The organism is Pseudomonas monteilii (genome assembly GCA_001534745.1).
GTDB classification, from domain to species: domain Bacteria; phylum Pseudomonadota; class Gammaproteobacteria; order Pseudomonadales; family Pseudomonadaceae; genus Aquipseudomonas; species Aquipseudomonas alabamensis.
The window spans coordinates 1,664,561-1,681,234 of record CP013997.1 but is presented as its reverse complement, the minus strand read 5'-3'; the positions used below and the strand labels follow the sequence as shown (position 1 = coordinate 1,681,234).

General features: G+C 64.7%; 16 protein-coding genes. 8 read left to right on the top strand and 8 right to left on the bottom strand.

All coding sequences use genetic code 11. The features are described 5' to 3' along the window. Positions 1 to 31: 31 nt before the first annotated feature. From APT63_07485 to APT63_07475, 3 genes are all read right to left on the bottom strand, one after another. Positions 32 to 727: a DNA polymerase III subunit epsilon gene (locus APT63_07485; GenBank protein ID AMA47817.1), complete on the bottom strand. Its 696-nt coding sequence runs from the start codon at positions 725 to 727 to the stop codon at positions 32 to 34. Positions 728 to 809: 82 nt separating this feature from the next. Then, complete coding sequence (gene rnhA, locus APT63_07480; GenBank protein ID AMA45486.1) at positions 810 to 1,268, bottom strand: ribonuclease H; 459 nt, start codon at positions 1,266 to 1,268, stop codon at positions 810 to 812. Between the two features lie 42 nt (positions 1,269 to 1,310). Continuing rightward, positions 1,311 to 2,069, bottom strand: coding sequence for an SAM-dependent methyltransferase (locus APT63_07475; protein AMA45485.1), 759 nt, complete (start codon positions 2,067 to 2,069; stop codon positions 1,311 to 1,313). Between the two features lie 172 nt (positions 2,070 to 2,241). On the opposite strand from APT63_07475, the gene APT63_07470 reads away from it, so the two are divergent. From APT63_07470 to APT63_07435, 8 genes are all read left to right on the top strand, one after another. Continuing rightward, complete coding sequence (locus APT63_07470; protein AMA45484.1) at positions 2,242 to 3,021, top strand: hydroxyacylglutathione hydrolase; 780 nt, start codon at positions 2,242 to 2,244, stop codon at positions 3,019 to 3,021. 99 nt (positions 3,022 to 3,120) lie between these two features. Further along, the gene (locus APT63_07465) at positions 3,121 to 4,560 is read left to right on the top strand and encodes a lytic transglycosylase (protein ID AMA45483.1); all 1,440 of its coding nucleotides are present in this window, start codon (positions 3,121 to 3,123) and stop codon (positions 4,558 to 4,560) included. Between the two features lie 132 nt (positions 4,561 to 4,692). After that, entirely contained in the window at positions 4,693 to 6,522 is a 1,830-nt protein-coding gene (locus tag APT63_07460; GenBank protein ID AMA45482.1) for an ABC transporter substrate-binding protein, read from the top strand. Continuing rightward, on the top strand, positions 6,519 to 8,372 hold the full coding sequence (locus APT63_07455; protein AMA45481.1) for a hypothetical protein: 1,854 nt from the start codon (positions 6,519 to 6,521) through the stop codon (positions 8,370 to 8,372). The genes APT63_07460 and APT63_07455 overlap by 4 nt, the downstream gene beginning before the upstream one ends. A gap of 1 nt (position 8,373) precedes the next feature. Then, positions 8,374 to 9,447 (top strand): microcin ABC transporter permease, encoded by a 1,074-nt coding sequence (locus APT63_07450; GenBank protein AMA45480.1) that lies wholly within the window; start codon positions 8,374 to 8,376, stop codon positions 9,445 to 9,447. 1 nt (position 9,448) lies between these two features. Continuing rightward, complete coding sequence (locus APT63_07445) at positions 9,449 to 10,468, top strand: ABC transporter permease (GenBank protein AMA45479.1); 1,020 nt, start codon at positions 9,449 to 9,451, stop codon at positions 10,466 to 10,468. A 1-nt stretch (position 10,469) separates the two neighbouring features. Beyond that, the gene (locus APT63_07440; protein AMA45478.1) at positions 10,470 to 12,089 is read left to right on the top strand and encodes a microcin ABC transporter ATP-binding protein; all 1,620 of its coding nucleotides are present in this window, start codon (positions 10,470 to 10,472) and stop codon (positions 12,087 to 12,089) included. A gap of 75 nt (positions 12,090 to 12,164) precedes the next feature. After that, the gene (locus tag APT63_07435) at positions 12,165 to 12,530 is read left to right on the top strand and encodes a hypothetical protein (protein AMA45477.1); all 366 of its coding nucleotides are present in this window, start codon (positions 12,165 to 12,167) and stop codon (positions 12,528 to 12,530) included. Positions 12,531 to 12,611: 81 nt separating this feature from the next. On the opposite strand, the gene APT63_07430 is transcribed toward APT63_07435, so the two are convergent. The 5 genes from APT63_07430 to APT63_07410 all read right to left on the bottom strand — a co-directional run bounded on the left by APT63_07430 (position 12,612) and on the right by APT63_07410 (position 16,657). After that, positions 12,612 to 13,658 carry a hypothetical protein gene (locus APT63_07430; GenBank protein ID AMA45476.1) on the bottom strand — a complete coding sequence of 349 codons (1,047 nt, stop codon included), beginning with the start codon at positions 13,656 to 13,658 and terminating at the stop codon, positions 12,612 to 12,614. Between the two features lie 11 nt (positions 13,659 to 13,669). Continuing rightward, a complete protein-coding gene (locus tag APT63_07425) occupies positions 13,670 to 14,464 on the bottom strand; it encodes a hypothetical protein (GenBank protein AMA45475.1) in 795 nt (264 codons plus the stop codon). 109 nt (positions 14,465 to 14,573) lie between these two features. Continuing rightward, on the bottom strand, positions 14,574 to 15,428 hold the full coding sequence (locus APT63_07420; GenBank protein AMA45474.1) for an alpha/beta hydrolase: 855 nt from the start codon (positions 15,426 to 15,428) through the stop codon (positions 14,574 to 14,576). Beyond that, positions 15,425 to 16,213 carry an alpha/beta hydrolase gene (locus tag APT63_07415; protein ID AMA47816.1) on the bottom strand — a complete coding sequence of 263 codons (789 nt, stop codon included), beginning with the start codon at positions 16,211 to 16,213 and terminating at the stop codon, positions 15,425 to 15,427. Before APT63_07415 ends, APT63_07420 begins: the two co-directional genes overlap by 4 nt. A gap of 93 nt (positions 16,214 to 16,306) precedes the next feature. Further along, positions 16,307 to 16,657 carry a hypothetical protein gene (locus tag APT63_07410; GenBank protein ID AMA45473.1) on the bottom strand — a complete coding sequence of 117 codons (351 nt, stop codon included), beginning with the start codon at positions 16,655 to 16,657 and terminating at the stop codon, positions 16,307 to 16,309. Positions 16,658 to 16,674: the final 17 nt, after the last annotated feature.

Sequence of the window (16,674 nt, the reverse complement as noted above, 5' to 3'; positions counted from 1 at the left end):
CCTGTGCGTCTACCGGGCAGCGACTCGCCCATTACCTCATCAACGTCTGCCAGATCGCCGGCCCACCTGCGGCCTTGGCGATGGCCTCCAGCCGCGCCAGATGCGCCTGCTCTTCGTCGGCGGTCGCCTGGATGATCGGCCCCGGTGTACGGCTGGCGGGCAGACGACGAATCTCGCTGGCCCTGCCCTGCTGGCCCGACGAATCCTCCTCATTGCCGTGCCCTGCCAGGGACAGGCTGGTCTGGCCACCGGTCATCGCCAGGTAGACATCGGCCAGCAATTCCGAGTCGAGCAAGGCGCCGTGCAGTTCACGGCCGGAGTTGTCGATCCCGTAGCGCTTGCAGAGTGCATCGAGGCTGTTGCGCTGACCCGGATGGCGCGAACGCGCCATCATCAAGGTGTCGAGAATGGTGCAGTGCCGACTGATGTCGGCACGATCCTGCTGCCCGGCCAGGGCGAACTCGTGGTTGATGAAGCCCACGTCGAACGCCGCGTTGTGGATGACCAGCTGGGCACCCTGGATGAAGTCGAAGAACTCGTCGGCGACCTCGGCAAAGCGTGGCTTGCCGATCAGGAACGCATCGGTGATGCCGTGCACGCCGATGGCGCCTTCGTCACTGTCGCGATCAGGTTGCAGATAGACGTGAAAGTGCCGCCCCGTGAGGCGGCGACCGATGATTTCGACACATCCGATCTCGATGATGCGGTGACCATCGCCGACCGGCATACCCGTGGTCTCGGTATCGAGAACCACCAACCTGCTCAACTGCTGTTCCACCTAGGACCTCCGTCGACGGCAAGGAATACGATCAGGACGTGGTGCGACGTTGCGCACGCACTTCATCGACGCCCCGGTTGGCCAACTGGTCGGCACGCTCGTTGCCCTCATGGCCGATGTGGCCGCGCACCCACTTCCAGGTCACCTGATGGCGGTTGACCTGTTCGTCCAGCAGCTTCCACAGGTCGGCGTTCTTCACCGGCTCCTTGGCAGCGGTTTTCCAACCGCGCTTCTTCCAGTTGGTCATCCACTCGGTGATGCCTTTCATCACATACTGGGAGTCGGTGACCAGCAGCACCGCGCACTCGCGCTTGAGCGCCATCAGGCCCTGGATGGCGGCCATCAGCTCCATGCGGTTGTTGGTGGTGTTGGGCTCTCCGCCCCAGAGTTCCTTTTCCGCACCCTTGTAAACCATCAACACGCCCCAGCCACCAGGGCCCGGGTTGCCCTTGCAGGCGCCATCGGTGTAGATCTCGATGCTATCGCTCATGTACCGCTCAGTGTTCGATTGAAAAGTCAGGCCGTGGCCAGGTCAGGGCTCGCTGGAACGGCGGTTGGCCTTGGCCAGCGGCAAGGGCAACAGTTTGCCCATGGGTTCGCGCCGTGGCCGGCACAGAGGCCGCAGGCCGCTCACCATCTTGCGGGCAACGAGCAGGTAGACGCCGCCGCCGGCACATTGCCAGTCTCCCGCCGTGCGTTCCCAGCCCGCCAGCCGGTGCTGCCAGACGGCCGAGGCAAGCGGCGGACGATAACACCCGAAGCGTCGTTTCTCCAGCGCGAACCCCAGCAGGCCCAGCCAGTCGGCGACCCGCGAAGGGGAGATGCAGCGGGCACGTCGCAGGGCGCCGCGGGCGAACAGATGGCTTGCGCCCCAGGTACTCCAGGGATTGATGCCCACGATCAGGACATGGCCGCCCGGTCGCACGGCCTGCGCCGCCTCGCGCAGCAGCCCATGGGGCGAGAGGCTGAAATCCAGCCCGTGCTGCAGCACGACCAGGTCGGCAGCATGCTCGCCCAGCGGCCAGGCCTGCTCTTCGCAGACGATGTCCACGCCTGGAAAGGGCGCGCCCAGGCGCACGTTGCGTTGAATCCGCGAGGCGCCCGGGGAAGGCTCGGCGCAGGGTCCGTAATGGATGGAAAAGCCGCCGAAGTAGCGCGAGAGCTCGTCATCGAGCAGGCGCTGCTCTTCGCGCAGCATCAACTGCCCCTGCGGCCCCTCGAACCAGTCGCGCGCCATCGCGATCAGCTCGACCCACTCGCGGTCGGCCTGGGCGAATACCTGGTCGGTCATGCTGATCTCCTCGGATCGATTGTCTGGCCCACGCCGCCTGTGGCGCCGCGTTCGTCGCCCGCCCCTGGCCGATCTTGGCGGCCCGTACATGTGACAGGGCAAACTTGGCGACGACCTGAGCGGTCCATAAGATGACGGCCCTGCTCACCACCCGGCGAATCGGAATCTACTCATGATACAGATCGACGCGTTACCTGCTTTCTCGGACAACTATATCTGGCTGTTACAGGATACGGAGACACGCCGATGCGCGGTGGTCGACCCCGGCGATGCCCAGCCGGTTCTCGACTGGCTCACCGCGCACCCGGGCTGGGAGCTGGAAGCCATCCTGATCACCCACCATCACCACGACCATGTTGGCGGCGTCGAGTGCCTCAAGCAGAAAACCGGTGCCTACGTCAGCGGCCCGGCCAAGGAAAGCATTCCGGCACGCGACCGGGGCCTGGTCGAAGGCGACCGCGTCGAAGCCCTGGGGCTGACCTTCACGGTCATCGAGGTGCCAGGCCATACCCTGGGCCATATCGCCCTGCACACCGTCGACGGTCAGACGCCACTCCTGTTCAGCGGCGACACGCTGTTCGCCGGCGGCTGCGGCCGACTGTTCGAAGGCACCCCGGCCCAGATGCACGCTTCGCTCGAGCGACTGGCCGCCCTGCCAGACGACACGCAGGTGTATTGCGCCCATGAGTACACTTTGAGCAACCTGCGCTTCGCCCAGGCCGTGGAACCTGGCAACCCCGAGATTGCCCGCCGGCTGGCGGAGGTCGAACAGCTTCGGGCCGCAGCACGGATCACCCTGCCTTCGACGCTCGCGCTCGAGCGCGCGACCAACCCGTTCCTGCGTTGCTCGGAAACATCTGTTAAACAAAAAGCAGACGAACGGGGGGCTGCGCTCGGCAGTGATGCGAGCACCGTGTTTGCTGCGTTGAGGCGCTGGAAAGACAGCTTCTGAAAGCCTCAAGTTCCATCGGGTTATTGGTCAAAGGTTGACCAGGCGGGAAGCGGTTTCTAGAATCGCCGAAATTTTTTGCCCGGAAACCCGTCCCCGCCGATGTCTACTCGAAGCCGAAGGACCGTCCAATCCGCCGCCCTGACCCGCCTGGCCCAGGCCGCTGCCCTGGCGCTGGCCGCCACCCTGGTGGGCTGCCAAAGCACCTCGCGGGTCAGCGAGGCCGACAGCGTCCAGGTGCCCAACTACCAGGCCAGGATCAAGCACAAACCGGTGATCATGACCGCCGCACCCAAACCGGTGGAGCAGGCGCCACAGGACGTCTGGGAGCGCATGCGTCGCGGTTTCGTGCTGCAGGACAGCATCGGCGTCAACCCACGCATCGAGCAGCAGCGACTGTGGTTCTCCAGCAACCCCTCGTTCGTCGAGACCGCGGGCGAACGTGGCAGCCTGTACATGCACTACATCGTCGAGCGTCTCGAAGAGCGCGACATGCCCTTGGAGCTGGCGCTGCTGCCAGCGATCGAGAGTGCCTACAACCCCATGGCCTACTCGCGCGCCCATGCCGTCGGGCTGTGGCAGTTCATTCCCACCACGGGCAAGTACTTCAACCTGCGCCAGACCAACTTCTACGACGGTCGTCGCGACATCACCGCCTCGACCAACGCGGCGCTGGACTACCTGAGCAAGCTGCACGACATGTTCAACGGTGACTGGCTGCTGGCCCTGGCGGCCTACAATGCCGGCGAGGGTACCGTCAGCCGAGCCATCGAGCGCAACCAGAAGCTCGGTTTGCCGACCGATTACTGGAACCTGCCCCTGCCGCAGGAAACCCAGAACTACGTGCCCAAGCTGCTGGCCCTGTCGCAGGTGGTCATGACCCCCGAGGCCTATGGGGTCAACCTGACCCCGATCGCCAACGAGCCCTACTTCGAGGCCGTGGTCATCAACGACCGCCTGGACCTGACCCGGGTCGCCGCCTTCGCCGACATCGACGAGGACGAACTGATCCAGTTGAATCCGGCCTTCAAGAAGCGCATGACCGTCGATGGTCCGCAACGCCTGCTCGTGCCGACGGCCAAGGCCGAACTGCTCAGCGCCAGCCTGTCGAACCTCAAGCCTGAGCAGCTGGTGTCGTTGCAACCTAAAAAGGGCGCCTTCGAAGCGGCGCTGGCCGAAGCGTCCGCGCCGACCGTCAAGACACGCAGCTACCGCGTCAAGCGCGGCGATAACCTGGGCGCCATCGCACGCGCCAACAAGGTCTCGGTCAAGGATCTGCAGCGCTGGAACCGCTTGCCAGGCAACCGCGTCAAGGCAGGCCAGGTACTGGCCTTGCGCGGTGGCAGCGCGCCGTCGGCCGCCGCCAACCGGGTGGCTGCCTCCAAGCAGCGCACCACGCAATACAAGGTTCGCAAGGGCGATTCGCTGTACATGGTGGCCAAGCGTTTCAACGTCGAAATGAAACACCTCAAGCGCTGGAACCCCCGCAGCGGTCAAGCCCTCAAGCCAGGTCAGACGCTGACGGTCTACGTCAGCCGGTAACGCGTCAGGACCTGGCGGATCCGTTCCTCCAGGCCCGCCTCACACGCCGTGTGCAGGTGGTCTTTTTCGAGGCTGGACAAGCTGTTACTGTAGCCCGATCGAAGCCCAAGCCGCCTGGATCGGATCGCCGACTTGATACGCCCTCTCCTGCTGCTCATCAGCCTGGCCTTGAGCTTTCCCGTCGTCGCGGCCGTCAGCGAAAGCCACGGCTATGCGCAATTCGGCACGCTCAAGTATCCGGCCAGCTTCACCCATTTCGACTGGGTCAACCCGCGCGCACCCAAAGGCGGCACCCTGCGTGCCATGGCCTTCGGCACGTTCGACACGCTCAACCCGTACACCTTCAAGGGCAGCAGCCCGGTCACCACACCGAATTTTCTGCAGTATGGGGTCAACGAACTCAACGAGCCGTTGATGATCGGCACGGGCCAGTACGATCCGTCGGGCGATGAGCCCACCTCCAGCTATGGCCTGATCGCACGTTCGGTGGAATACAGCGAAGACCGCAGCTGGGTCGTCTTCAACCTGCGCCCGGAAGCACGCTTCCACGATGGCCACCCCATCACCTCGGCCGATGTGGCGTTCTCGTACCGCACCCTGCTCAAGGACGGCCATCCGACGTATCGCACCAACCTGCAGGAAGTCCAGCGCGTCGATGTACTCGGCCCGTTGCGCATCCGTTTCGTCTTCAAGCGTGCCGGCAACCCCCTGCTGATCCTGCGCCTCGGTGAAATGCCAGTCCTGCCCAAGCATTACTGGCAGACCCGTGACTTCAAGGCGACCACGTTCGAGCCCCCCTTGGGCAGTGGCCCGTACCGCATCACCGAGGTCGTGCCAGGGCGCCGACTGGTGTTCGAGCGGGTCAAGAATTACTGGGGCAAGGACTTGGCGGTCAACCGCGGCAAGTACAACTTCGACCGCGTGGAGTACGAGTTCTATCGGGATTCGACCGTCGCCTTCGAAGCCTTCAAGGCCGGTGAATTCGACCTCTACATCGAGCATCAGGCCAAGAACTGGGCCAATGGCTACCGGTTCCCGGCCGTGCGCCGTGGCGAGGTGATCAAGGCACAGATCCCCCACCGCATTCCGACCCAGACCCAGGGGCTGTTCATGAACAGCCGTCGCGCCCCATTGGCCGATCCCAAGGTACGGCGTGCCCTGGGGCTGATGCTGGACTTCGAGTGGACCAACCGGACCCTGTTCAGCAATGCCTATCGGCGTTCGACCAGCTACTACCCCAACAGCGAATTCGCCGCCACCGGCCTGCCCACGGGTCAGGAATGGCTGCTGCTGGCGCCCTATCGCGGGCAGCTGCCCGATGCGTTGTTCACCCAGCCCTACCAGGTCAGCACGACCCAGGGGCGTGGCATCGATCGAGCGACGATGCGCAAGGCCATTGCGCTGTTCGCCGAAGCCGGCTGGACCCTCAAGAATCAACGCCTGGTCGATACGAAGGGGCGGCCGCTGCGTCTCGAGCTACTGCTGGTCAACCCCAATCTCGAACGTATCTTCCAGCCGTACATGGAGAACCTGGCCAGCATCGGCGTGCAGGCGCACCTGCGCACCGTCGATCGCGCCCAGTACAAGCAGCGCCTGGACCAGTTCGACTTCGACATGATCCTCATGACCCTGGGCCAGACCCTCAGCCCAGGGCTCGAACAGTGGCAGTACTTCCATTCCAGCCAGGCCGCGATCAAGGGCAGCAAGAATTACGCAGGCGTGCAGGACCCCATCGTCGATCACCTGCTCGAGACCCTGCTCGCCGCCAGCACCCGTGACGAGCAAGTCGCTGCGGCCCGGGCGCTCGACCGTGTCCTGTCGTGGCACGACTACATGATCCCCAACTGGTACCTGGACACTCATCGCCTGGCCTACCGCAACCGGTTCGCCTTCGTCGCCACGCCGCCCTATACCCTGGGCCTGAACAGCTGGTGGCTCAAGCCTTCGGAGAACCCTCAATGACGCCCCTGCACCGTCTGCGCCAGCTGGCCGGCAGCCTGTTGCTCGCCTGCCTCGCCCTACCGACGCTGGCCGCGCCCCAGCACGCCCTGACGCTCTACGACGAGCCGCCCAAATACCCCGAAGGGTTCAAGCACTTCGACTACGTCAACCCGAACGCGCCCAAGGGCGGCGTATTCCGCCAATCCGGCACGGGCAGTTTCGACAGCCTCAACCCCTTCAGCAACAAGGGGACCCCGGCCGAGGGGCTGGAGCTGGTCTACGACACCCTGATGCGCCAGAGCCTGGACGAGCCGTTTACCGAATACGGGCTGCTGGCCGGCAGAATCGAGAAGGCCCCCGACAACAGCTGGGTGCGTTTCTACCTGCGCCCCGAAGCCAAGTTCAACGACGGTACACCGGTCACCGCCGACGATGTGGTGTTCTCCTTCAACACGCTCACGACCCAAGGTGCCCCGCTGTACCGCATGTACTACGCCGACGTGGCCGAGGCCGTGGCCGAAGACGCGCACCGCGTAAAATTCGTCTTCAAGCACAAGGACAACCGCGAGCTGCCGCTGATTCTTGGCCAGCTGGTGGTGCTGCCCAAGCATTGGTGGGCCGACCGTGCCTTCGACGGCACCAGCTTCGAGCCGCCCCTGGGCAGCGGGCCCTACCGCGTGGCCGAGGTCAAGCCGGGCCGTTCGATTCGCTATGAACGAGTCGCGGATTACTGGGCCAAGGACCTGCCGATCAACCGTGGCACCTACAACTTCGGTGAGATGACCTTCGACTACTACCGCGACAACGCTGTGGCGCTGGAAGCGCTCAAGGCCGGGCAGTTCGACTACTGGCTGGAGATGAGCGCCAAGAACTGGGCCACCGCCTACAACGTGCCGGCGGTGCGCGACGGGCGACTGATCCGTGAAGAGCTGCCCAATGGCAATCCGACCGGCATGCAGGGCTTCGTCTTCAACCTGCGTCGCCCGCTGTTCCAGGACGTGCGGGTGCGCCAGGCGCTGAACCTGCTGCTGGACTACGAATGGACCAACAAGCAGCTGTTCAATGGCGCCTACACCCGCACCGGTAGCTACTTCGAAAACTCCGACATGGCCTCCCAGGGCTTGCCCGGCCCCGAGGAGCTGAAGATTCTCGACCCGCTGCGCGGGCAGATTCCCGAGCCGGTGTTCACCACCGCGTTCCGCAATCCGGTCACCGATGCCAGTGGCATGATCCGCGAGCACCAGCGCCAGGCCTATCGGCTGCTGCTCGACGCGGGCTGGAAGATCGTCGACGACAAGATGGTCGATGCCCAGGGCAAGCCGGTGTCGATCGAGTTCCTGCTGGTGCAGACCGAATTCGAGCGCGTGCTGCTGCCCTTCAAGCGCAACCTGGCCGACCTGGGCATCGACCTGAGCATCCGCCGCGTGGACGTGTCGCAGTACATCAACCGCATGCGCTCACGGGATTTCGACATGATGGTCGGCAGCTTCCCGCAGTCGTCCTCGCCCGGCAACGAGCAACGCGAGTTCTGGTCCAGCAGCAGCGCCGACAAACCCGGCAGCCGCAACCTGATCGGCCTGCGTGACCCGGCCATCGATCACCTGGTCGAAGGCCTGATCAACGCCGACTCGCGCCAGAGCCTGATCGCCCACACCCGTGCGCTCGATCGCGTGCTGCTGTGGGGCTACTACGTGATTCCCAACTGGCACATCAAGACCTGGCGCGTGGCCTACAGCAACCGCGTCGGCCACCCCGAGCAGTCGCCGCCGTATGACGTCGGCCTCAACACCTGGTGGATCAAGCCGGACGCCAAGACCGCGTCCACGCCCCCGGTAGCAGACCCCACCGCCACCGCCGCCGGAGCGCACTGACATGCTCGCCTACATCCTGCGCCGCCTGTTGCTGATCGTGCCGACCCTGTTCGGCATCCTGATCATCAACTTCATCATCGTCCAGGCTGCCCCGGGCGGCCCTGTGGAGCAGATGATCGCCAAGCTCGAAGGCTTCGAAGGCGCCACCAGCCGGATCGCCGGCGGTGGCGGCGAAGTGGCCGTGGCCGGCTCGAACTACCGTGGCGCCCAAGGCCTGGACCCGGCCCTGATCGCCGAGATCGAGCACATGTACGGCTTCGACAAGTCGGCGCCCGAGCGGCTGTGGATCATGATCAAGAATTACGCGCGCCTGGACTTCGGCGAAAGCTTCTACCGCGACGCACGGGTGATCGACCTGATCGCCGAAAAGCTGCCGGTATCGATCTCGCTGGGCCTGTGGAGCACGCTGATCATGTACCTGGTGTCGATCCCGCTGGGGATCACCAAGGCAGTGCGCCATGGCAGTCACTTCGACGTGTGGACCAGTTCGGCGATCGTCGTGGGCTATGCGATCCCGGCCTTCCTGTTCGGTATCCTGCTGATCGTGGTGTTCGCCGGTGGCAGCTACCTGGACTGGTTCCCGCTGCGCGGCCTGACCTCGAACAACTTCGACGAGCTGTCGACCCTGGGCAAGGTACTCGACTACTTCTGGCACCTGGTGCTGCCGATCACCGCCCTGGTGATCGGCAACTTCGCCACCATGACGTTGCTGACCAAGAACAGCTTCCTCGACGAGATCAACAAGCAGTACGTGGTCACCGCCAAGGCCAAGGGCCTGAGCCGCTCGCGGGTGCTCTATGGGCACGTGTTCCGCAACGCGATGCTGCTGGTGATCGCCGGTTTCCCCTCGGCCTTCATCGGCATCTTCTTCACCGGCTCGCTGCTGATCGAGGTGATCTTCTCCCTCGACGGCCTGGGGCTGCTGAGCTTCGAATCGGCGATCAACCGCGACTATCCCGTGGTGTTCGGCACGCTGTTCATCTTCACGCTGCTGGGGCTGGTGGTGAAACTGATCGGCGACCTCACCTACACCCTGGTCGACCCCCGTATCGACTTCGACAGCCGGGAGCACTGACATGGCCCTTTCTCCCCTCAATCGACGTCGCTTCGAACGCTTCAAGGCCAACCGCCGAGGCTGGTGGTCGCTGTGGCTGTTCCTGATCCTGTTCGGGCTGAGCCTGGGCGCCGAACTGATCGCCAACGACAAGCCCATCGCCGTGCACTACGACAGCCAGTGGTACTTCCCGGCCTTCAAGCGCTACCCGGAAACCACCTTCGGCGGTGAATTCCCGCTGGAGGCCAATTACAAGAGTCCCTACATCCGCGAGCTGCTGGCGGCCAAGGACAGCTGGGTGCTGTGGGCACCGATCCCGTTCAGCTACCAGAGCATCAACTATGACCTCAAGGTGCCGGCCCCTGCCCCGCCTTCGGCGGACAACCTGCTGGGCACCGACGACCAGGGCCGCGACGTGCTGGCGCGGGTGATCTATGGGTTCCGCATCTCCGTGCTGTTCGCCCTGACCCTGACGGCGCTGAGCTCGGTGGTCGGGGTGATCGCAGGGGCCTTGCAGGGCTTCTACGGCGGCTGGGTGGACCTGGCCGGGCAACGCTTTCTGGAAATCTGGTCCGGCCTGCCGGTGCTTTACCTGCTGATCATCCTGGCCAGCTTCGTGCAGCCGAACTTCTGGTGGTTGCTGGGTATCATGCTGCTGTTTTCCTGGATGAGCCTAGTCGATGTGGTGCGGGCCGAGTTCCTGCGGGGCCGTAACCTGGAGTACGTGCGTGCCGCCCGGGCGCTCGGCATGCGCGACGGCGCGATCATGTACCGGCACATCCTGCCCAATGCGATGATCTCGACCATGACCTACCTGCCGTTCATCCTCACCGGGGCCATCGGCACGCTGACCGCGCTGGACTTCCTGGGCTTCGGCCTGCCACCGGGCGCGCCTTCGCTCGGCGAGCTGGTGGCGCAGGGCAAGTCCAACCTGCAGGCACCCTGGCTCGGCATCAGCGCCTTCGCCGTCCTGGCGATCATGCTCAGCCTGCTGGTGTTCATTGGCGAATCCGCCCGCGACGCGTTCGACCCGAGGAAATGACATGCACGACCGCAACCTGATCGAAGTCCGTGACCTGTCGGTCGAATTCGTCGGCGGTGACCGTGTGCAGCGGGTGGTCGAGGGCGTGAGCTTCGACATCCGCCGCGGCGAGACCCTGGCCCTAGTCGGCGAAAGCGGCTCGGGCAAGTCAGTGACCGCCCACTCGATCCTGCGCCTGCTGCCCTACCCGCTGGCACGCCACCCCAGTGGCAGCATCCAGTATGGCGGGCAAGACCTGCTGGGCCTGGGCGAGAAGCCCCTGCGACAGATTCGTGGCGACCGCATCGCGATGATCTTCCAGGAGCCGATGACGTCGCTCAATCCGCTGCACAACCTGGAAAAGCAGATCAACGAGGTGCTGTTGCTGCACAAGGGCCTGAGCGGCAAGCAGGCGACCGCCCGCACCCTTGAGCTGCTCGACCTGGTGGGGATTCCGGAGCCTGCCAAACGGCTCAAGGCACTGCCCCACGAGCTCTCCGGCGGCCAGCGGCAACGGGTGATGATCGCCATGGCCCTGGCCAACGAACCGGAATTGCTGATCGCCGACGAGCCGACCACCGCGCTCGACGTCACCGTGCAGTTGAAGATCCTCGACCTGCTCAAGGACCTGCAAGCCCGCCTGGGCATGTCGCTGTTGCTGATCAGCCACGACCTCAATCTGGTCAAGCGCATCGCCCACCGGGTGTGCGTGATGCAACAGGGGCGCATCGTCGAGCAGGCCGAGTGCCAGACGCTGTTCAGCGCGCCCCAGCATCCCTACACGCAGATGCTGATCAATGCCGAACCCACGGGCGGCCCTGCCGACACCGCAGCTGGCCCGCCCCTGCTGGAAGTGCGCGACTTGCGCGTCTGGTTCCCGATCCGCAAGGGCCTGCTGCGGCGCACGGTGGATCACGTCAAGGCGGTGGAGAACATTCACTTCAGCCTGCCTCGGGGACGCACGCTGGGTATCGTCGGCGAAAGCGGCTCGGGCAAGTCGACCCTGGGCCTGGCGATCCTGCGGCTGATCGCCAGCCAGGGCCAGATTCGCTTCGATGGCCAGGACCTGCAAGGCATGGACGCGAACCAGGTGCGCCCCCTGCGGCGGCAGATGCAGGTGGTGTTCCAAGATCCGTTCGGCAGCCTGAGCCCGCGCATGAGCGTGGCCGACATCGTCGGCGAAGGGCTGCGCATCCACGGCATCGGCGACGCCGAAAGCCAGCAGGCGGCGATCATCGCCGCTTTGCAGGAAGTGGGCCTGGACCCCGAAACACGCCATCGCTACCCCCACGAGTTTTCCGGCGGGCAGCGCCAACGCATCGCCATCGCCCGCGCCCTGGTGCTCAAGCCCGCGCTGATCCTGCTCGACGAGCCCACCTCGGCGCTGGACCGTACCGTGCAACGCCAAGTGGTCGAGCTGTTACGCTCGCTGCAGCAGAAGTACAACCTCACCTACCTGTTCATCAGCCACGACCTGGCGGTGGTCAAGGCGCTGAGCCACCAGTTGATGGTGATCAAGCAAGGCCAGGTGGTGGAACAGGGAGAGGCCGAGACGGTATTCGCCGCTCCTCGGCATCCGTATACCCGGCAATTGCTGGAAGCGGCGTTTCTGGTGCCGGAGGCTACAGCGGTACAGGTGTGAGCGTGCCCTGTGCGCTGGCGGTGATGATCAAGACGCCGCGATTCCAGGTGATTTTTTATAGACCGGGTTATCAGAATGAATGACGTGCATCCGGGGTTCATTGCGCTGCTGATACTGGCCCCGATGATGCTCGCCATGATCGTGCAGTGCTATGTCGCGCACGCTTACACCGAGCGCTTTGAATCGCACTTGAAAAACTGCACATTCGTGAATGACAACAAAAGAACGTTCCAGCATGCGGGGCTGCTGGGAAAGCTCATGCGTACGGGCTTGATCTCGATGATCGTGGCAGTACCCAGAATGTTTACGCGCAGAAACCTTATCGACCCAGCCGAAGTCGCACGTTTTCCTGTAGGCATGAAACGGTTGCTGGTCAGCCTGTTGACCATTCAAATCCTGCTGTTGACTGCCTTGATCGTGTTTCACCATACCCATAATTAAAATGCCAAAGCCGCATACATGCTTACCAGCCCCTCATACAGCAGCGGTAAGTGCCACCTGTCCTGAAGACCGGGACAAGCATCACAGCTGCTGAGGCTGTTCATTGCGGCTCCAATCCAGCAACAGACTGTACGCCACCGCCAACAACGTCGGCCCGATGAACAGGCCGATGAAACCAAACGCGAGCAGCCCCCCGAACACGCCCAGCAACACGATGACCAGCGGCAGGTTCCCGCCCCGGCTGATCAGGTAGGGCTTGAGCACGTTGTCCACGCCGCTGATGACGAAGGTCCCCCAGATGGCCAGGAAGATGGCCATGCCGTAGTGTTCCTGCCAGACCAGCCAGGCCGTGGCCGGGATCCAGGCCAGCGGCGGGCCCATGGGCACCAGGCTGAGCATGAAGGTGACGATCCCCAGCACCACCGCCCCGGGCACGCCGGCGATCAGAAAGCCGATCAGGGCCAGCAGGCCTTGGGCCGCCGCTGTGCCGATCACGCCGTTGACCACCCGCTGCACCGTCCCGGCGACCAACGTCAGGTAGTAATCGGCGCGCTCGCCGATCAACCGCTGCAGCAGGCGCAGCACGAACGCTGCCAGGCGTGGCCCGTCGCGGTAGAAGAAGAACACGAACACGATGCTCAAGGTCAGCTCGAGGATGCCACCGCCGATCTGGGCGCTGCGCGCCAACAGCCAGTTGCCGACCTGCCCCAGGTAGGGCTTGAGCGACGCCAGCAGCGCCGCGCCCTGCTGATCGAGGGTGTTCCAGCCATCGACCAGACGCTCGCCGATCAGGGGCATGCGGCCCATCCACGGTGGCGCGGGCGGCAACCCTTCGACGCGGATGTCGCGGATGAAGAGCGTGGCATCGCGGATATGGTCGGCCAGGTTGAAGCCGAGCCAGACCAGGGGCAGTACCACCAGCAAGGTCCAGGCCCCGGTCAGGAGCGCGGCTGCCAGCGTCTCGCGTCCACCCAGCCAGCGCGTCAGCACGCGCATGGCCGGCCAGCTGGCAAAGGCCAGGATCGCGCCCCACAGGAGCGCAGAAATGAACGGCGCCATGACCCAGACGCCTGCGCCGAGCAGCGCCAGCAGGAGAATCTGGACCAGCAATCGGTCGTTGTTGGGCAGGATGGGCGTGCTCAGCGGATCAGCTCCACGTGCAGGCCCTTGTCGGCCGTCGGGTTGGCTTCCAGCCGGGTACTGCGCACGCCGGCGTCGATCAACTGCTGGCGCCAGGCCTCGGGCTGTTCACCGCCGAGCACGACCCTGAGCGTGCTGTCCAGGTTGAGGCTGCGCGCCAGCAATGTCGCCCAGGTCGGCCGCACCGCGCCCAGTTCCGGATAGTCCAGCTGACCAGTGTCACGCAGCTCGCGCAGGATCGTCGCTGGTGTCGGCAACAGCTCGCCCAGGGGCGTATCGGCCACGAATTCCTCGACGTGCAGATAGGCGCGCCCGTTGCCCCGCGTGACGCTGTACAACGACACCAGCGCATCGGGCTGTTCGGCGGAGCGGCGCAGCAGGATGAACGCCTGGCGCTCGTCCCCGCCGTTGAGGCGTGCGTTCTTGAACACCTCGTTGGCCCACAGGCTGGCTTCGCCGCAATCACGACTCTGGCACCAGAACAGCGGATACCCTCCTTCGCGCTGCAGCTGCTCGCGCGCTGCGGTGAACGCCTCGCGGGCCGTGCGCTCCTGGGGCAGCTCATAGGTGATCGAACTGACCTGGCCACGGCCTTCGACCTTGCCTTCCATGCGTAGCCGACCGCTGATCTTGCGCAACGCGCCAAGCGGATAGACACGCTCCTGCTGCACCGCAGGCCGCTGGTCCACGACACGTGCATCGGCCGGCGTGGGCAATGCGTCCGCCCGGCACACCACGGCGGACAGGGTCAGTGTCAGGCCTGCTGCCAGGCGTGTTGCGCAGCGCCTGCTCATCGATTGCCTGCTAAATGTGGCTGGCCGCTCGGGCCGTATGGACTGTCTGGCATGTACATGGTCGTCTCCCTGATGAACCTGGCAAGCCTCGGCACTTGCCCGGCTCAAGTCAAGCAAACCGCAGGAAACGATTGAAACAGTCTGCAACAAGGCTTGCGCCGCGTTCATCGTTCAGGTGCAGGTGATGCCCGCCTGGCAGCGTCACCTGCTCGAACGGCAGTTGGGCCAGCAGGTCGTGTTCATGCGCCAACAGGCCGTCGGTCGCGACGATCAGCTGAGTCGGGCAGGCGATGCGCTGGACAAACGACAGCGCCTGGCCCTGGGTAAGACGAACGGGCGAAGGCAGGGTCAGACGGCTGTCGCTGCGCCAGCTGAACCCTTCCTGCACGGGCTCAAGCCCCCGTAGCGCCAGCCGTTCGGCAGCGTCGTGACTGACCGGCACCTGACCGTTCATGCGCGCCCTCACGCCCTCTTCGAAACTGGCGTAGACCCGCTTGCGGCCCGGCTGTCGGCGCAGGCGTGCCTGCAAGGCCATGCCCAGCCGGCTGGCCGCGTCCTGCTCGTGTGCCATGGGCGGCAGCACGCCATCGATCAAGGCCAGTCGATCGACGCGCTCGGGCAACGCACCGGCCAGTTGCACGGCGATCACGGCGCCCAGCGAGTGGCCCAGCAGCCCGAAGCGCTGCCAGCCCAGGCGGTCGGCGACGCCCAGGACATCCTCCACATAGCCTGGAAGGTGATAATCGCCACCCGGCGGTCGGTGCCCGGAACGACCATGCCCGGCCAGGTCGAGCGCAACGATGCGCAGGCCCTCCAGGCGTGGCGCCAGGCGGACGAAACTGTCGGCGTTGTCCAGCCAGCCGTGCAACGCCAGCATCGGCATACCGTCCGCGGGCCCGTACACCCGCGCGGCCAAGGTCAGGTGACCCAGGTCCAGGCTGAGTTCGCTCGATTTCACGCTCATGCCTGACTCCAACGGTCGCAGAGGCCCTTGATCAGGCTGGCGGTGTCCACGGGGCGTTCCAGTGGGAACATGTGTCCACCGGGTACGGCATGGTATTCACCCTTGGGCAGCGCGCGTACGGCCAGCGCGTGGCGAGGCCGTACCACCCGGCTCTGCCGCCCGCCGATCATCGCCACCGGCACGTCCAGCAGGCGGCCAGGCATGGGCAACTCGTGGGGTACGCTTCGGTAGATGCCGATTTCGGTCGCAGGATCGAATCGCAACTGCCAGCCCTGTGCGGCTTGCGCCAGCCCATGCTCCAGGTAGGCGTCCAGGCATTCTGGGTCGAAGCCCTGGAACAGTGCCTTGCTGGAGAAATAGCGGCGAGCGGTATCGGGGTCGGGAAACGATGCCCGTCGGCCCAAGGTTCGCCCCGCAGGCGTAATGCGGTCGATCAGACCGACCTGCTTGGCACCGCGAATCAACCAGCGCTCGACACGCGTGAACACCGGCGAGTCGAGCATGATCACGCCACGGTACAGATCCGGCCGGCGCATGGCAGCGTGCAGGTGCAATACACCGCCCAGCGAATGGCCGACGCCCCAGACCGGCGCCGGCTGGCCCTGCACATGGTGCAGCAGCTCATCGACCAGGCCACGCCAGTTGTCGTCCACGGGAAAGCGCGGGTCATGCCCCTGACACGCCACATGGCTCACGTCGTAGTCCGGCGCAAGGGCAGCGAACAATTTGCCATAGGTCGCGGAAGGGAACCCATTGGCATGGGCGAAGAAGATCGGCTGAGGCATGACCATCTCGGTTGTCGGCAACGAAGCGGTCATTGTCGAAGGAGCGCTCGACCTGAGCAACGTCTGGACAAGTCATCGTCAAGGGCGATCAGGTCAGGCCGATGATTTCACGACCGAGAGCGAACGGCGCAGACAGGCCTGCAAATAGACCATCTGCTGATCAAGGGCCTCGTAGGCCAGCCGACGCTGCTCGGCCGACATCTCCAGACGCCGCACCAGCAGGCAACTGGCTTGCAGGGACTGCGCCATGCGCTGGGTCGCCTGGTGCAGTTCCTCGAACGTCTCGTGGTCGTGGAACGCGCGCACCAACTGGTCGAGCCGGGCCCCGGCACTGTCGCGCAGCACGCTGTATTCGGCAAAATCCAGCACCCTGTCGTCGCGTACCTTGTCCTTGGTGGTCTGCAGGTTCAGCGAGCGCACCAGCCTCAGGTCGTGAATGGTCATCCGTATCCCCCGGACTC